15 protein-coding genes are annotated in these 16,348 nt (G+C 54.3%); 8 read left to right on the forward strand and 7 right to left on the reverse strand.

Annotated features, from left to right (window positions below; all coding sequences use genetic code 11):
* On the forward strand, positions 1 to 126 hold a 126-nt coding region (locus AC1DU9_RS20910), incomplete at its 5' end, for an OprD family outer membrane porin (RefSeq protein ID WP_477810747.1).
* A 231-nt stretch (positions 127 to 357) separates the two neighbouring features.
* Here the strand turns inward: AC1DU9_RS20910 and AC1DU9_RS20915 are convergent.
* From AC1DU9_RS20915 to AC1DU9_RS20925, 3 genes are read right to left on the reverse strand one after another with little or no spacing between them, the layout of a single operon-like run.
* Positions 358 to 2,613 carry a xanthine dehydrogenase family protein molybdopterin-binding subunit gene (locus AC1DU9_RS20915; RefSeq protein ID WP_223457946.1) on the reverse strand — a complete coding sequence of 752 codons (2,256 nt, stop codon included), beginning with the start codon at positions 2,611 to 2,613 and terminating at the stop codon, positions 358 to 360.
* Positions 2,610 to 3,074, reverse strand: coding sequence for a (2Fe-2S)-binding protein (locus AC1DU9_RS20920; RefSeq protein WP_223457944.1), 465 nt, complete (start codon positions 3,072 to 3,074; stop codon positions 2,610 to 2,612). The genes AC1DU9_RS20915 and AC1DU9_RS20920 overlap by 4 nt, the downstream gene beginning before the upstream one ends.
* Positions 3,071 to 4,345: a c-type cytochrome gene (locus tag AC1DU9_RS20925; protein WP_223457942.1), complete on the reverse strand. Its 1,275-nt coding sequence runs from the start codon at positions 4,343 to 4,345 to the stop codon at positions 3,071 to 3,073. Before AC1DU9_RS20925 ends, AC1DU9_RS20920 begins: the two co-directional genes overlap by 4 nt.
* Positions 4,346 to 4,632: 287 nt before the next feature.
* Between AC1DU9_RS20925 and AC1DU9_RS20930 the strand changes: the two genes are divergently transcribed.
* From AC1DU9_RS20930 to AC1DU9_RS20950, 5 genes are all read left to right on the forward strand, one after another.
* On the forward strand, positions 4,633 to 5,277 hold the full coding sequence (locus AC1DU9_RS20930) for a DsbA family oxidoreductase (protein ID WP_477810734.1): 645 nt from the start codon (positions 4,633 to 4,635) through the stop codon (positions 5,275 to 5,277).
* Positions 5,278 to 5,314: 37 nt separating this feature from the next.
* The gene (locus AC1DU9_RS20935) at positions 5,315 to 6,427 is read left to right on the forward strand and encodes an alkene reductase (RefSeq protein ID WP_477810735.1); all 1,113 of its coding nucleotides are present in this window, start codon (positions 5,315 to 5,317) and stop codon (positions 6,425 to 6,427) included.
* Positions 6,428 to 6,479: 52 nt separating this feature from the next.
* Positions 6,480 to 7,622: an FAD binding domain-containing protein gene (locus tag AC1DU9_RS20940; protein WP_223457935.1), complete on the forward strand. Its 1,143-nt coding sequence runs from the start codon at positions 6,480 to 6,482 to the stop codon at positions 7,620 to 7,622.
* A gap of 114 nt (positions 7,623 to 7,736) precedes the next feature.
* Positions 7,737 to 8,636 (forward strand): LysR family transcriptional regulator, encoded by a 900-nt coding sequence (locus tag AC1DU9_RS20945; RefSeq protein ID WP_223457933.1) that lies wholly within the window; start codon positions 7,737 to 7,739, stop codon positions 8,634 to 8,636.
* Between the two features lie 166 nt (positions 8,637 to 8,802).
* Positions 8,803 to 9,384 carry a hypothetical protein gene (locus AC1DU9_RS20950; protein WP_477810736.1) on the forward strand — a complete coding sequence of 194 codons (582 nt, stop codon included), beginning with the start codon at positions 8,803 to 8,805 and terminating at the stop codon, positions 9,382 to 9,384.
* A 1,036-nt stretch (positions 9,385 to 10,420) separates the two neighbouring features.
* Here AC1DU9_RS20950 and AC1DU9_RS20955 read toward each other — a convergent pair.
* On the reverse strand, positions 10,421 to 11,311 hold the full coding sequence (locus AC1DU9_RS20955) for a LysR family transcriptional regulator (RefSeq protein ID WP_223457929.1): 891 nt from the start codon (positions 11,309 to 11,311) through the stop codon (positions 10,421 to 10,423).
* Positions 11,312 to 11,385: 74 nt separating this feature from the next.
* Between AC1DU9_RS20955 and AC1DU9_RS20960 the strand changes: the two genes are divergently transcribed.
* Positions 11,386 to 12,186 carry a sulfite exporter TauE/SafE family protein gene (locus AC1DU9_RS20960; protein ID WP_411740694.1) on the forward strand — a complete coding sequence of 267 codons (801 nt, stop codon included), beginning with the start codon at positions 11,386 to 11,388 and terminating at the stop codon, positions 12,184 to 12,186.
* Between the two features lie 53 nt (positions 12,187 to 12,239).
* Positions 12,240 to 13,091: an isocitrate lyase/PEP mutase family protein gene (locus AC1DU9_RS20965; protein ID WP_477810737.1), complete on the forward strand. Its 852-nt coding sequence runs from the start codon at positions 12,240 to 12,242 to the stop codon at positions 13,089 to 13,091.
* A 128-nt stretch (positions 13,092 to 13,219) separates the two neighbouring features.
* Here AC1DU9_RS20965 and AC1DU9_RS20970 read toward each other — a convergent pair whose 3' ends face one another.
* From AC1DU9_RS20970 to AC1DU9_RS20980, 3 genes are all read right to left on the reverse strand, one after another.
* Positions 13,220 to 13,864 carry a cytochrome b gene (locus tag AC1DU9_RS20970; protein ID WP_457265848.1) on the reverse strand — a complete coding sequence of 215 codons (645 nt, stop codon included), beginning with the start codon at positions 13,862 to 13,864 and terminating at the stop codon, positions 13,220 to 13,222.
* Between the two features lie 407 nt (positions 13,865 to 14,271).
* Positions 14,272 to 15,183, reverse strand: a complete 912-nt coding sequence (locus tag AC1DU9_RS20975; protein ID WP_457265847.1) for a 2-hydroxyacid dehydrogenase — start codon at positions 15,181 to 15,183, stop codon at positions 14,272 to 14,274.
* Between the two features lie 25 nt (positions 15,184 to 15,208).
* Positions 15,209 to 16,189, reverse strand: a complete 981-nt coding sequence (locus AC1DU9_RS20980; protein WP_457265846.1) for an isopenicillin N synthase family dioxygenase — start codon at positions 16,187 to 16,189, stop codon at positions 15,209 to 15,211.
* Positions 16,190 to 16,348: the final 159 nt, after the last annotated feature.

The raw sequence follows: 16,348 nt of genomic DNA on the forward strand, positions 1-16,348 counted from the left end.
CAATCGGGACCGTTAAAAGGCATTGGCGTCATGTGGAAAAACGCAATGGTACGAAACAACATCCCGAACACCCGCCAACAAGACGAAAATCGGATAATCATTAATTACCAGTTGGCATTGTTTTAGGCGTTATCCGATAGAACGCAAGTGAAAGTATATTCAGCGGGTCAGCGGCCCGCTTGACTGACAGGCGGCGCTTTGAGGAGTGTTGCGTGTACATGCCGTTCTCTTCCAACGGCATGTTTTATAGAAGAGAAACATTTCCCTTGATTGGGGTAGGGCGGTGCAAGTGATCCTTCACCGCCTTTTTTTATTCCGAGTGTGCGATAGGCGACCGATTCAGCACGTCAGGATCGCTCATGATCCCAACGATTCCTGCCAGCCACGTCGAGCCAGTGGAAGATCAAGCAATCGCTTGCCGGTGGCATCGCTGATGGCGTTGCCCAGCGCTGCGGCCATGGGTCCCTGGACGATTTCCGCGGCACCGAGAAATGGCTGATCCGGCTGATCGATCATGTGGACCTCGACCTGTTTCGGCACCTCGGGAAAACGCAAGATCGGATAGCCACTCCAATCGAAGCTATGCAGGCCACTGGCGTCATAGAGGATTCGTTCATAGAGCGTCCAGCTGGCGGACTGCACGATGCCGCCCTGAATCTGATTGAGCAGCCCATCGGGGCTGACAATTTGTCCCACGTCGACGGCGGCAACCACCCGATCAATCGTCACTTGCCCGGTCTGGCGCTGTACATGTAACTGCACGGCGATGGCGCAGTAACCCATGATGTTTTTATAGCGTGCGAAGGCGAAGCCGATTCCGCTGCCGGGGCCTGTTGCTTTTTGCGGCCAGCGGAACGCACTGGCCACGCGCTCCACCACCGCCCGTGCACGCGGATCGCTCAAGTGATTCAGGCGAAATTGCGCCGGATCCACTGCGGCCCGAGCCGCCAGTTCATCCACCGTGCTTTCGATGGCGAACACGTTGATATGGGCACCGAGCGAACGCATGGCCGAAGTCCTGAATGGCATGGTCAGCACAAAATTCAGGTCAACCTGCAGGTTGGGTATCTCATACAACGGAACTGCGTTACGGTCGCCATCACCCTCGGGTTGGGCGATCGGGACTGAAGGTGCAGGGGTGAAAGGTTTGGCCAATAGCCACGCCGGTAACAGGCGCCCGGCATTGACGATGCGTTCGTTGTGCGGAGTACTCCAGAGCTCGTATTTCCAGTCACGAAGACGCCCGCTGTCGTCCAGTCCCGCTTCCACTTCGGCGAGCATTGCCGAGCTGTAGGGCTCCCAGAGATTTTCCTGTTCGCGCATCCATTGCACCCGTATTGGCTTGCCAGGCAGGGCCATGGCGATCAACGCGGCATCGGCGGCGGCGTCATCGGCGCCGTTGTGACCATAGCAGCCGGAGCCTTCAGCATGGATGCAGCGTACCTGCTGCACAGGCAGACCCAGCATCTCGGCGATGCCCATGCGCAGAGGATAAACACCCTGGGTGTGGGTCCAGACGGTCAGCGTCCCATCCTTGAACCGGGCCACAGCGCAAGACGGCCCGATGGAACCGTGCATCAGGTATTGCTTGGTCACCCGTGCCTTGTACGCACGCGACTCAGGTTGCGTGAGGTGACCCTTGGCGCTCACCGGGTAGCGCCGCGCTGGCAGTTCGGTGAGGAGTTGATGGATATGTGTCGAGTCAGGTAGCGGATTACCTTCTGTCCAGCGGGCAGTGGCGTAGCCCTCGCGCATCGCTTTGACCGCTAGCCACTCATCGGTGGCGACCACGGCGAGGTAACTGCCGTTGCGGATCAGCTTTACCACACCGGGGAGTTTGTTGAGGGCGGCTTCGTCAATGTCCAGAAGCTGACTGCCGCGCCGGGGTGGACGTATCACGCGGGCATGCAGCATATCGGGCAGGCGCATGTCCTGCACATAGGCCGAACCGCCGCTGACTTTGTCCGGGATGTCCAGCCGAGGCAATGATTTGCCGATCAGGGTGAAACTGCTGGCTGGCTTGAAGGGGGAACTCGCCGATGCAAAGCGATGCAATTGAACCCCGACCACCGCTTGTGTGTAGGTCATGCTGTGGCCTTGCCCATCGTAGATCACAGCATCCCGCGTGCTCAGGCTGTCGATGTTGCATCGCCATTGGCTTGCCGCGGATTCGAGTAACAACTGACGCACCTGGGCGGCGGCGTTGAACAATGCAGTGCCGCTGTCGACGATCGTATGGCTGCCGGCGGTGTAACCCTCATTGGGTGTCAGCGCAGTGTCGGCAGTGAGAAAGCGGATGAGACCAGGTGATACTTCCAGGCGTTCAGCGGTGATCTGCAGGAGCGCGGTCTTGACGCCAGTGCCCAGCTCCACTTTGCCGGTGTAGACGGTGATGCCGTCTTTCGCGTCAATGCGGATCCAGGCGTCCAGATAGGGCGTGGCCCGCAGGCTGCCTGGCAGATCAGGCGCCAGGATCGCTGTACCCAAGGTGTCCACTTCGGTGTCAGCGAAGGCGCGCGGTATACCCGGGAGCATGGCGAACCCCATCACCAACGCGCCGTTTATCACGAAGGCGCGGCGGCTCAGATCGACGTTTTGCGTTGAGGACTTCATACCTTGTCTCCCTGCGCGATGACCGACTTGATCGCAGCGAGGATCCGCACATGAGTGCCACAGCGGCACAGGTTGGGCGCCATGCGGCGACGGATCGTTTCATCGTCCGGATGAGGGTTGGCCTCCAATAGAGCCTGCGCTCGTACGATCATCCCCGCGATGCAATAACCACACTGGGCCGCCTGTTCGTCGATAAAGGCTTTCTGCAACGGCCCCGGTTTGTCGGCGCTGCCCAGGCTCTCCACTGTACGCACTGATTTGCCCGCCAGCGCGCCGCAGGGTGTCAGGCATGAAAACACCGGTTTATCGTTCACTAAAACGGTGCAAGCGCCGCACTGACCCAAACCGCAGCCGTATTTCGCGCCATTGAGTCCTACCTGGTTGCGCAGGGCATACAGCAGCGGCATGTCTTGCGGGATGTCCAGTTCATGCGTCTTGCCGTTGATGTCGAGTGTGATCACGGTTGCTGCTCCTGAGCCCGAATGCTGTTGATTGTCTTGTCGAGGTCTGTCCAGGGTCTGTTCGGGCAGTTCTCGTTGCGCAAGTACTCGGCAATTGCGACAAGGTGGGAGTCATCCAGACTGTCTGCGAAGGCAGGCATGTAGTGGCTGGAAGCGGCGCTGGACATCGGGATGCCCTGCAGGATGGTTTGGATCAGGTTACGTGGCGAGTCCGCCGTCACTGCGCTGGTGTTTGCCAGAGCGGGCCTCGATTCAATGGCGCGCATAGGGGCGGCGGAGCCGTGGCAACTTTCGCAGGCACCTTCGAACAGCGCCGCGCCCGGCAGCGCCTGGGCACTGGGCTTGGCCTCAGGGGGGCAGGGCGGTGACGTCACGTGCGAAGAGGTCTTTTTGAGGTCAAGAATATAGCGGGCGATGGCATGGGCATCTTCAACCGGCAATTGCGCGATGCTCAGGCTGACCGGCAACATCGGGCCCGCCGCTGCACCGTGATCTTCGGCGACCTTGCCCGTCAGATAGGCGACCAATTGGGCTTCATTCCAGGGGTGTTGCGCTGCGGCCATCCCGCGCAGGGAGGGGGCCGTCCAGCCGTCGACGATACCGCCGTTGAACAGTTCGCTGCTCTTCTCGCCGCCAATCGGATTCAGGGGCGAATGACAGGATGAACAGTGTCCCGCGCCTTCGACCAGATAGCGTCCGCGGTTCCATTGCGCTGACCGGTCGGGAAGTGGTTCCAACGGATCCCCATGCAGGAACAGCAAGTTCCAGAAAGACACCAGCGCACGGAAGTTCATGGGGAAAACCATATGGTTTTCAGGTGCGGTGTACTTGACCGGGTCCACGCTCATCAGGAAGGCGTAGGCATCCGCGATATCGGCATCATTCAACCTTCGGTAATGCACGTACGGGAAAGCTGGATAGAGAAAGTGACCGTCGCGGGCGATGCCTTCACGCATGGCTCGTTCAAAGGCCTCCAGCGACCACTTGCCGATACCGGTTTCCCGGTCCGGGGTGATGTTGGTGGTGAAGAGTGTTCCGAAGGGCGTTTTCAATGGCAATCCGCCCGCCATGTAATCGCCTCCTGGCCGCGTGTGGCAGACCGCGCAGTCTCCCGTTTCGACGATGCGCCGGCCTCTGTCCAGGGTTTCGCGCCCGGCACTCTGAGGCTGGCTGACAGTAGCTATTTGCGGCCTCCACATCATCCAGAACGCGAACCCTATCCCCACCACGCCAAGCGCCAGAACGGCACCGATGATCGTCTTGCGCTGCATCGCCTAACCTCTCGAACTGAGTAAACGACAGATTTTTCAATCCGCCGCGTGCGATTGGCGTACGGCAGACTTTCTGCGCAGAGAGCTTAAGCAGAGCGCTTGCGATGGAGTACCCCGTCAAGGCGCAACGCTACATTGCGCCGGGCGCAACGACGGCAGTGCGCCGGCGCGCAGATCACCTCATCGTTGCGTTTTGCGAAAAGCATCGTTGCGTGGCAGGCGGATTCTCCGGGGGGCACCGGACGCTTACCTTGGGGATGTGAAAACATTCAACCACGGAGGCCGTCATGAGTTTGCACTCTTCCACTATTCAGGTGACTTACGACTTCATCTGCCCATGGTGCTGGATCGGTGAAGAAAATCTCGAACGTGCGCTTGCCGCGTCGGGTTTATCAACTGGCTGCCACATTCACTTCCTGCCTTACCAATTGAACCCGGTCATGCCTGTTCAAGGCATGGATCGTAAAGCCTATCGCTCTGGCAAGTTCGGCAGTTGGGCGCGCAGCCAGGCCATGGACGCGCAGGTCACCCACGCCGGTAAGGCCGTCGGCCTTGGCTTCCATTATGAGCGTGTCGAAACAACCCCCAACACCATGGCGGCGCATCGGTTGGTATGGCGGGAGCAACAGGCGGGTAAAGACGCTTCATTGCTGGTCAAGGCCATTTTCAAGGCGTACTTCGGCGAGGGGCGGGATATCGGCAACCTTAATGTGTTGGCCGATATCGGTGCCGAAACAGGGCTGGACCGAGGGGCCATTGTCGACTTTCTCAACACCGATAAAGGCACTGCTGAAGTTTTGAAACTCGAAGAGCAAATCAAGGCGTCCGGGGTGCGCTCGGTGCCGAGTATTCAGATCGCGGATGACGTGATCAGTGGCGCGCAACCCAGCGAAATAATGTTCCAGATACTGAAACGAAACCAGGCAGCTTGAGCCGCTTGTTCAATCCCTATCCATTCAGGAAATCATCATGCCTCATCACTTGTTCAGCCCAATCAAACTCGGCCAACTCAACCTCAATCACCGTGTCGCCATGGCCCCTCTGACTCGCTCACGGGCGGGGCAGCCCGGCAACGTACCGACATCGATGAACGTCGAGTACTACCGTCAGCGCGCCAGTGCTGCGTTGATCATTACCGAGGCTACTCAGATTTCGCAGCAGGGTCAGGGTTACGCCTGGACGCCCGGCATCCATAGCGACGAGCAGATTCACGGCTGGAAAGCGGTCAGCGAAGCCGTGCATGCAGAGGGCGGGCGCATTTTCCTGCAGCTCTGGCATGTGGGGAGGGTGTCACACCCCGTGTTTCAACCCAACGGCGGCTTACCGGTGGCACCGACCGCACAGCCGGTCCCCGGCAAGACCTTCATTCTGAATGAGAAGGGTGAGGGGGTGTGGGGTGATGTACCTGTCCCTCAGGAACTGGACATTCCGGGGATCGAAGCGATCGTTTCCGACTTCCGCAAGGCCGCTCGCAATGCGCTTCTGGCCGGTATGGACGGCGTGGAAATCCACGCGGGCAATGGCTACCTGCTGGACCAATTTATCAACAGTGCCAGCAATCAGCGTAGCGATCGCTACGGTGGAAGTATTGAAAACCGTGCGCGGCTACTGCTCGAAGTCGTGCAAGCGGTGGCCGAAGAAATAGGTGCCGAACGCGTTGCTGTGCGCCTGACACCGATGGGACGTTTCATGGGGATGGGTGATGACACCCCGGAACAGACCTTTGGCTACATCGCTTCCCGACTCAATCAATGGAATCTCGCTTACCTGCACCTGGTGGAACCGATGATGGTCGGCACGGTGCTCGATGAAAGTAATGATCCGCGCTGGGACGCCATCATCAAACAGCTGCGTACTGACTTCCACGGCGTTCTGATGCTGGCAGGTGGTTACAACGGAGAAACCGCTGAACTGGCCATCGCGCAGGGGCGTGCCGACCTCATCGCTTTCGGTCGGCCGTTCATTGCCAACCCCGACTTGCCGGCTCGCCTGCGCGGGCGTACCGAGCTCAATCTGGCGGACGGCAACAGCTTTTTTGGTGGCGACGCCAAGGGGTACATCGACTATCCGGCGCTGGCATAACGCAGCTCAAAACGGTTGGTATGGGAATCACCACTCTGCAAGGAGAAGGGTAATGAAGAGTCCGGATGTTCCAAAGGCCCTGGTCATTGGTGGTTCTCTGGGAGGACTGTTTGCCGCCACGGCGTTGCGCGCGATTGGCTGGCAGGTCGATGTTTTCGAGCGATCCCCCGCGGCAATGGATAGCCGTGGCGGTGGCATTGTTCTGCAAGCGGATGTCTTGCAGCATTTCCGCTATGCGGGCATCCAACATACCCGTGCGCTAGGTGTCCGGTCCCATGATCGTCTGTATCTGGATCGAGCCGGTACCGTCGTGCATAAAGAACCGATGCCGCAAACGCAGACGTCCTGGAACACACTGTATGGCTCGTTATTTTCTGCATTTCCTGTCGAGCATTATCACCGTGGCAAGACACTGGTGGATCTGGCTCAGAATGAGCACCGAGTGACCGCGTTTTTTGCCGACGGCAGTTGTGCCGAGGCAGACCTGCTGGTGGGGGCCGATGGTGCGGGTTCATTCGTGCGAAGCAGGGTGTTGCCCGGGACGCAACATAGCTATTCGGGCTACGTGGTTTGGCGTGGGCTTGTTGATGAAGACCGACTTCCAGACTTCGCCAGGACGCAGCTTTACCAGGATTTTGTTTTTCAACAGGACCCTGGATCGCTGATGTTGGAGTACATGGTGCCGGGCTTGAACGGCTCCGTAGATCCTGGCGAGCGCCGGTTCAACTGGCTATGGTATTTGAAAGCCGCGCAAGGGCCGGAACTGGACGCCGTACTCACTGATCGCGACGGCCAGCGGCGTAGCCGTTCCATTCCACCGGGGGCTTTGGCTGCGGAGCAGGAGGCTTACATACGGGAAATGGCGGAGCGGCATGCGAACCCGGCTTTTCGCGAATTGATTCGCCAGACCAAGGACATTTTTGTCCAGGCGATCCTTGATCTCAACGTTCCTCAAATGGTGTTCGGGCGTGTGCTGTTGACCGGCGATGCCGCTTTTGTGCCGCGACCTCATACCGCCGGAAGCACGGCCAAGGCGGCCCGCAATGCACTGTTCCTGGCTCAGGCAATCGACAACATTGGCGACCTCGATAAAGCCCTGCAAGCCTGGCAAAAACAGCAACTTGCAGAAGGCTGGCGCATGGGGGACTGGGGGGTGAGCATGGGCAATCGGATCATGGGCATCACTCCATCCTGATTCAGCGGCTCATATCGGGCTTGATCCACTACTGATTGAGCACAGCGATGCAAGACGTACGACGCCTGGTCATGCACAGTCGCTACCTTTCCTTTTCTATCCCGGACGCCGTTTATGGATAAGTTGCTGGCGCTCAAAATGTTTGTCGAAACCGTACGCTGTGGTGGCTATTCGTCAGCGGCGCGCAAACTTGGTATCTCCACTTCGTCTGTGACTCGGCAGGTAGCGGGGCTGGAAAGCGAGCTGGGCGCCAGCTTGTTGAACCGCACCACGCGCAACACGAGCGTCACGGTGGCGGGGCAGGACTATTTCGAAAAGGCAGTGGCGATCATCGAGGCCATCGACGAAGCCGATGCCGTTGTGACCGATCGTGGCAGCGAAGCTCAAGGGCGCTTACGGGCCAGCGTCCCGGTGGAATTCGGCCGACGCATCATCGCTCCTCATCTGGGACGACTGCTGGATCGTCATCCCGGCCTGGAGATCAGCCTCTCTCTGAGTGACGAGGTCAGTGACCTGCTCAGCGAGCAAATAGATGTGTCAGTGCGTCTTGGTTCATCGGTCGTCAGTGATGACATCGTCAGCAAGCGCCTGGGCAATTTCCAGCGTTGGGTTGTGGCAAGTCCCGAATACCTCACGCGTACCGGACTGCCACGACATCCCCGTGACCTGTTGGAGAATCAATGCCTGCGTTTTGATTACCGCACGGGCCACCACCATTGGACATTCAAGGGCGATGAGGAAATCATTCGCTTGAATGTGCAAGGAAGGCTGCAAAGTAACAACGCTGACATTCTTCGCGAGGCAGCGTTGGCCGGGGGCGGGGTGACGCTATTGGCTGATTGGCTGGTGCGTGACGATGTCAGCGCAGGTCGCCTGACGCGCGTGCTGGAGCAGTATGAGGTCAACCCTGGCAGTGCGAGCACTTGTATCAATGCGCTGTACCTGCCCAATCATCGTGGTTCCAGTCGCATCAATGTGTTCATTGAGTTTCTTCAGGAAATACTCGCCCCCTGAGCACGTCCTGTGCATTACTTAGCTCAACTAAATAGTCATTTAGTTTAGTTATTCTTTTTGGTTATAGATAAATCGTAGCTGAAGGGGAGTGTTCATACCACTGTTAAACCCCCTGCATCTGTTCGAGTTAAGCTCTGGTTGAAAATTTCAATCTGGAGTAAGCCTAATGCAGCAGCACCTAACGCCTTGGATGGTCGAGAGCGCTTACCGTTATTTGAAGGCTGCAATACATCTTAGACGTGGCCATGACATGCTGGACATTGCGCAGATTAATGCTGCAATCGGAATGGAAATCCTGCTGAAAAGCTTCGTATCAAAGCCCGATGACAAGCTTGGCCAGGTCAATGAAACATACAAACTGGACGACGATGCGCTTGAGGCTGCACACGAGTATTTGAAAACAGTAGAGAGAGTTCCGGCTAACCGCAGATACCCGAATAAGCACGATCTGCTGACGCTGTTTTATGCGATACCTGAATCGATCCGGCAACGTATTCGGCTTGATCGCCATGAGCATTGGATCGAGAAATATCGCGACGTTTTCACCAAGGCGCGTTATCGATACGAGAAAAGTGCCGCGAAAGGTTCCGATGACATTTTGATCGGGGTCCTGGACGAGCTGATTGATGACGTGGTGGACTGGTATCGCGAACTGGGCTGCAAAGACATGTTCATCGTGTGTTATGGAATGCCGCCGCTGGAGCTGCTGCCGGATGCCGATCAGGATTCAAATCTGGCCACTGACTAAGTAGCTCTCTGGTGAGCTAGAGGTAGCTCAAGCCTGAACGTTAGCGTTCAAATCTGAGCGTTAACGATCAGCACCAGATGAACGAAGGTTCGTTCATGCCAGATTGGATATCTGCCAACAGATGAAGGATATCGCTCAGGCGTGTGCGATAAGTCGCGTCAGGCTTCAAATCTGACCACCAGACGCTCCCGCGCCTGTATAGGATGGTTCGCATAATGTATATTATGTTAAATGATGTGCTATGTTAGATATGTTCATGAGGCTCATAAGAAGTACCCGGAAGTAATTCTCCGAAATCCGAGGAACCCAATTTTTCCACCATACCAGCACTGGAATCCCTACAGTGATGCTTTCCCCGAAAACCGCTACGCCCGTGACTATCTGAGAACCATTGACCCGGCATGCAAACCGTTCATTAATGCTGAACTCTGCGCATGGTATCTCCGATCGATAGCGCCTTCGTGGCGCTTAGGTCGGACGGATTTCAACGTAGCGACCCATAGCCTGGAATTGATGATGAACTGGAGTTTCCTGAAAGGCATTTCGCTTCTCAGGTGGACTGACCGGCAATTTATCGAATATATCCATTTCCGCCTTGATCCCCCGGAAACCTGGATCGGCTCTAAGGCTTGCCCACGATTTGTTAGTGATCCTGCCTTACCTTTTAGCGAGTGGAAGCCGTGTGAAAGGTGGCGGCTATCTGCGACCACAGGCTGTGGTCATGTACATGGCCATTGCGAGGCATACGAAACTCAAAGACGCGGCTTGGGTGTCATGGGGCGACTATGATGCAAGACAGCTTGAGCGCGATGCTAGATTTGCTGCGTGCCCTTCCCTTCTCGGAGGCTTGCCACATTTCAATGCCAGGAAATGGCATGCAGGTTTATATGACAATCGACCGAAAAGACTTAAGCAAACGGTAGAGTCGCTGGCTTGGTTTGGTTTGGTTTGGTTTGGTTTGGTTTGGCACGGTACCTATCACCGAGGGATAGACATCGATTATTTTCGACTCTCTACCGTGCTATAACGCTGAACTTCAAACGACGGAAAATGCATCTCGAAAGTGCTCAACGAAAGCCGCGACCAGAGTGGAATCGCGTTCGTGATGGGCAAGAACGACCTCACTTTCACAACCCTCATCTGTGATATCAATGGCATGCAAGGAAGAAGCATCAACCATCGAAACGGGAAGTAGAGCTATGCCGAATCCTGCTTGGATAAGCAATGATTGCGTACTTTTTAACGAATAAACCTGCGCTGACTTCGGCGCAAATCCTGCACGAGCGCAAAGCTCAAATGAAAGATAACTAAGCCCACCGCGTTTTGGATGTGCTATCGAGACGAATGACTCGTCTCGCAACTCGGTAAGTGATATGGATTTTCTTGATGCCAGATGGTGGCTAGGCCCAACTGCGACGACAACTTTCTCACGAAACAGGGTAAGAAGCTTAATGTCATTTAATTGATGCAAAACCGGCAATCGAAACAATCCAGCATCAATGCGATTGTCAACTAAATTAATCAGCTGTGTTTCTGAAGACTCCTCCGACACTTCAATATGAACATCGGACATGCCCTCAAGATAAAGCCCGAGCACATCTTTTAAATTTCCTATAAGCGGAACAGTGCTGGCATGACCAAGTCGAATAGTACCACTTTGACCGTTGCCTACCGAAATAGCCAGTCGAGCTGCGCTATCGACGTCAGTTAAAATTGATTTGGCCCTAGGTAAGAAGGCTAACCCAGCATGTGTTAGATGGGGCTGTCTTGCGGTGCGCTCGAACAAAAGCGTACCAAGGTTACTTTCTAGCTCCTTCACTTGTCGACTTAGCGCTGATTGAGCAATAAACAATCTTTGCGCTGCGACACTGAAGCTTCCATGTTCCGCGATTTCTACAAAATATCGCAACTGCTTCATTGATATCATAACAGCTATGCCAAAATGTGATCAGTAAGATGTCATTTCCATATTAGTGGTTTTTTGCCATGTTGGGTAGGGTAATGAAACAACATGTAACGGAAATGCCGACAATGCCAGATGCTTTTCTCCACGCCCCTTTCGACAATACGACCTTGGTAGTAATGTTCGTTACCATCAGCTTGGCATACATAATTTTTTCTATTGCAGGTTTTGGAACGGCACTGGTAGCGGGGCCTGTGTTAGTGAATTACATGCCTCTGTCGCAAGTGATCCCTTTACTGGTGCTCCTTGACTGCGTGGCTGCATTTGGAAAACTGGCGCGTTCTCATCAGCATGTGGTGCGCATTGAACTCGCTAGGCTGCTGCCATTCATGGCCATTGGTAGCATGGCTGGCATAGCGGTGCTCCTAAAAACTAAATCTGACGTTTTAATGCTCGCGATGGGGTGTTTCGTAACCTTGTACGCGTTGTATATGCTTACAAAGCCTGTACGAACTAGTTACATATCTGCGGCTTGGGCAATGCCCTTGGGTATGGGCGGCGGCCTGTTTGGCGCCCTTTTTGGTAGCGGTGGCTTCCTGTACGCAATATATTTGAACGGCAGGATAAACACCAAAGAGAAAGCAAGTTCCACTCAAAGTACATTGATAGGAATTAGCACGCTCGTACGCATTTCCATGCTCACCATAGCGGGAGCATACGCCGACCTTGCGTTAGTTGTGACTGCGATCTACTTATTGCCAGCTTTAATGTTAGGCCTTTGGGCTGGTGATCACATCTCATTTAAAATGTCTCGCAATACGTTCACGAAGCTAATAAATATCATCATATTGGCTAGCGGCATTACTCTCATGTATCGAGCCTATCTTGGCGGCAATTAAAAATACATCAGGCGCGCTTGCCTGGAATTAACTATTTAAAGCGAGGTTTACAATTGAAAAGCTCTCAAGCTCTACGTGATCTATTGAATTCAGGAAAAACCATTATGGCTCCTGGTGCCTATGACGGCCTGTCGTCAAGACTAGTCAGCCTGGCTGGTTTTGACGCTGTGTATGCAAGTGGTGGCGCTATCGCTAGATCTGCTGGGTATCCAGATATCGGCTTACTGAGCTTTACTGAAGTTATCGAGCGGATTGAGAAAATTGTAGAAGCCAGCGATATTCCCGTTATCGCAGACGCTGACACTGGATTTGGTGGTACTGCCAACGTGCAACGCACCGTGAGGGCACTGGAACGCATCGGTGTAGCCGGCTTCCATCTGGAAGATCAAACATTCCCTAAGCGATGCGGGCACTTGGATAACAAGTCGCTTATTGATACCGAAGAGATGTGCCAGAAGATAAAAGTGGCGCGTGCTAGCTTGCATGACACTAATTGCCTAGTTATCGCTCGCACTGACGCGATAGCAATTGAAGGTTTCGAAGCAGCGCTTGTTAGAGCACAACGTTACGTTGATGCGGGTGCCGACATGATTTTTGTAGAAGCGCCGGAGACGCTGGAGCAAATTCAGATTATTGCCCAACGGATTCCTGGGCCAAAACTCATGAACATGTTCTATGGCGGAAAAACCCCACTCGTTTCTCTACAAACACTTGCAGAACTTGGTTATCAACTTGTCATCGTGCCATCGGATCTGCAACGGGCAGCCATCCATGCTATGAAAAAAACCCTGGTTGAACTCAAACGCTCAGGGGATAGCCATGCAATGTCGGCTGAATTAACGAGTTTTTCGGAGCGCGAGCTGATAATTCAAACTGAAAAGTATCTGGCACTGGACGACTTGTAAAAACAGCTTTGTAAGCAACATGCGCTAAAAACAAGGAATGACATCATGACCGGTCAAGCTGCCAGCTGAATCAGCATCTCCTCAGCCCTGCGGGTGCCCTGGATGGTGGTCCACTGTCGCCGTGCCTATCAGGCTTTACCACCACTTCCAGCCATACGTCGCAAAACCTCTGGATGTCCTTTGGCACAGTGCAGGATAACGGCACCGACGTGCCCCGTGATCAAGATCAACATTGTCCAACCCAGCAAACTGTGGAAGTTGCTTCCCAAGTCAATCATCCATTGAATCTTCTCCCCGTTAAATCCATCCATCACCGTTAGGCCAAACGCCGAGAACGCCCGGCCTGATCCGTATTGACGGAGAAGCCCCAGGAAGGGAATCAAGAACATGAAGCCGTAGAGCAGCAGATGCCCCAAACGAGCGCCAATGTTCAAGCTCGGTGGACGGGCGTGTCTGTTCAATAGGCTCCAACCTGCACGCAGCAGAAGCAGTATCATCAGTAACAGACCGACCGGCTTGTGAGTCGGCCACATAAACTTTTCAAACGCAGACTCAGCAAAAAGATAGTGCGCGCCGGCTGAGCAATATATCCAGGCAAAAGCTGCAGTCATCGCCCAGTGCAAACCGCGACTGATCGTGTCATAGCGGTGCTCCGTGTCAGTTATTTCAGCTGTATTTCGCATATTTATCGTTTCCTTGTATTGAAATACTCGACTTTTTTTGTATTTTCCTGTGATCAAAGGCATCTGTTTGGGGCCGATAGGCGCAGTCAACGGGAGAAACATTGGGTACAGTTGGTCATGGGAGCGTCGGTTGTGATTGAGGACGACACCCGATGACCGCGAATGCATCGCGACAGTGGGGTGGCCATTGTATTCTGGTTGATTCAAGGCCCGAACTGGATAACTGTATCCTCCGGTATCAGTTGTCACCTCTCCGGGTTTTCCTACAAACGCATATCGGGTGCGCAAAGAGACTGGTCAGATCAGTGTCCGGGATGAATATATTGAGCGCTATCTCGTGCGTTATCGCCAACACCTGCAACTCTCTCCCCTACCCTCGCCGCAGGAAAAGGCGCCATTGATCACGACGCTCAAAATTTCCTTTAGAACAAACGTTGGCAGATTTGGCCTGCGCCAGTCAGGCCGCTATCAGCATGGTGCTGTCGCAGGCGGAAAATCTAATAGCCTTTAGACCGGTCAACCACATTCAACAGAGGCATTCCCTCACCCTCTCTTCGCAGATTCTCAACAATCACCGCCACACCACCTTCAATCTGCACATCGCTTGCAATATGAGGAGTCAGGAGCACTCGAGGGTGTTTCCAGAGTGGGTTGTCTTGAGAGGGAGGCTCTTGTACCAGTACATCCAGTACGGCACCTCCCAGACGGCCTTCATCCAATGCACAAAGCAAAGCCTTTTCTATAACGTGGGCGCCGCGTCCCACGTTAATCAGTCCAGCTCCATGAGGTAGACAATCGAGCTTCGCCGCATTGAGTATCCCGTCTGTTTCGGGAGTCAGTGGCAACATGTTCACAAGGATGTCGCACTGCCCTAAAAACGCCTCCAGTTCGTCCGGGCCGACGTAACAGCGACCACCTGGCACCTCCTTCAAAGAACGATTCCAGCCACTGAGCTGAAATCCCAATGGCTGAAGGCGATCAAGCGCGGCACGTCCGAGATTGCCAACCCCCATGACACCAACACGCCGCTGTGAAGCGTGCACGATTGGTCGAGGATGCCAGCGACCACTGCGCTGATCCTCTTGGTAAGCGAGGATGTCTCGATGCAAGGCAAGAACACCAAACAGAACATACTCGGCCATGATGTCAGCCATCGAGCTTTCTACCAGCCTGATTAGCGACACGTGAGCAGGCAAACGGGCCAGATCGAACTGGTCAACTCCGGCCCCGGCAGCGTAGAGGAGTCGAAGATTACCAAACTGCTCCGCAATGTCGGCAAGAGGCTCCCAAGCCAGGATGTAGTGCACCTCTGCCGGGTTACCGATATCAGGCCATTGGCGGAACTCTAGTTGAGGGGCGAGCGTTGACAGGCAAGCTCGCCATTTCTGCGCATCGGCGGGGTCGGCCATGTATAGGATGCACATTGAAAACTCCCTATTCGCCTTTCAGATGCGCATAGCTATCAACGAAACGCTTAAATTTGTGTTTGCCACAAGTGTACGCTTCATACTTTGCGGGTAGAGCCTCACTCACGCAGGTTGGCACGGGCTCAACAACCGCATCGAAATCCAAATCAATAAAGAAAGGTATTGAATAGCGCTCTAGACCGCTAGTATTTATGACGCGATGCATTGTCGAGGTGTAGCGATCGTTGGTGAGGGTTTGAACCAGATCACCAATGTTGACGATAAAAGTGCCTTCAACTGGTGGGGCAGTAACCCACTCCCCTGCACGGTTCCTGACTTGCAAACCGCCAACTGCATCTTGGGATAGGACCGTCAAGAAACCATAGTCCGTGTGTGCCCCAATACCGATCTCCTCTTGGGAAACCCTTCCGATCTGGGGCGGGTAACGCAAAATCCGCTGAATCGTGATGGGCTTACGCTGAAGATGTTCAAAGTAATCTTGTGGTAAACCCAAACTCAGCGCGATCCCGCCAATAAGCATTCGCGAGAGCGCCAATACAGAGGAATGATAAGCCTCGGCAACCGTTTCGAATTGCGGCAGTCCGGACGGCATTTGATTAGGGCCAAAAAACGGAGAAACTTCGTCGTAATGGGCGCCGTAATCAAAGCACTCTTTGAAGTCGCGCGTATTAGCAGGATCTACGTTTTCCGCATACATCGGGATGTAACCACGTAGCGTAAGCCCGGAGTTCACGATGTTAAGTGTGTTCTTCTCTTCGGATGGAAGCTTGAAAAAAAGTTTGGTGAGCCTGTACATCTCGTCTATCAGTTGCTGCGAAACGCCATGGTTTTTTATATAAAAAAAACCCACCTTTTCGCACGCTTCGCCTATCTGGCTTGCCACCCGCAGCGGATTTTCGCCGTTTATGAGTGGCGAAATATCTATGACCGGTATTTCAGTGAAGGCAGTTTGTTTGCTGGCCAAACGAATATCAAATAACTCAGTCACGCTTCTCTCCTTTCTAAATGGATGACGGACGCGGACGAGCCACATTCGTCCTTGTTTGGGCGGATGTTAATCCTGGTTTTTTTGGCACGCAAGCAAAATGTACACCTGTGTCATCAGACATTGACACAGGTGTACATTTATCCTAATTTCAAGTCACCG

It is taken from the genome of Pseudomonas sp. P4_C1 (assembly GCF_056402155.1).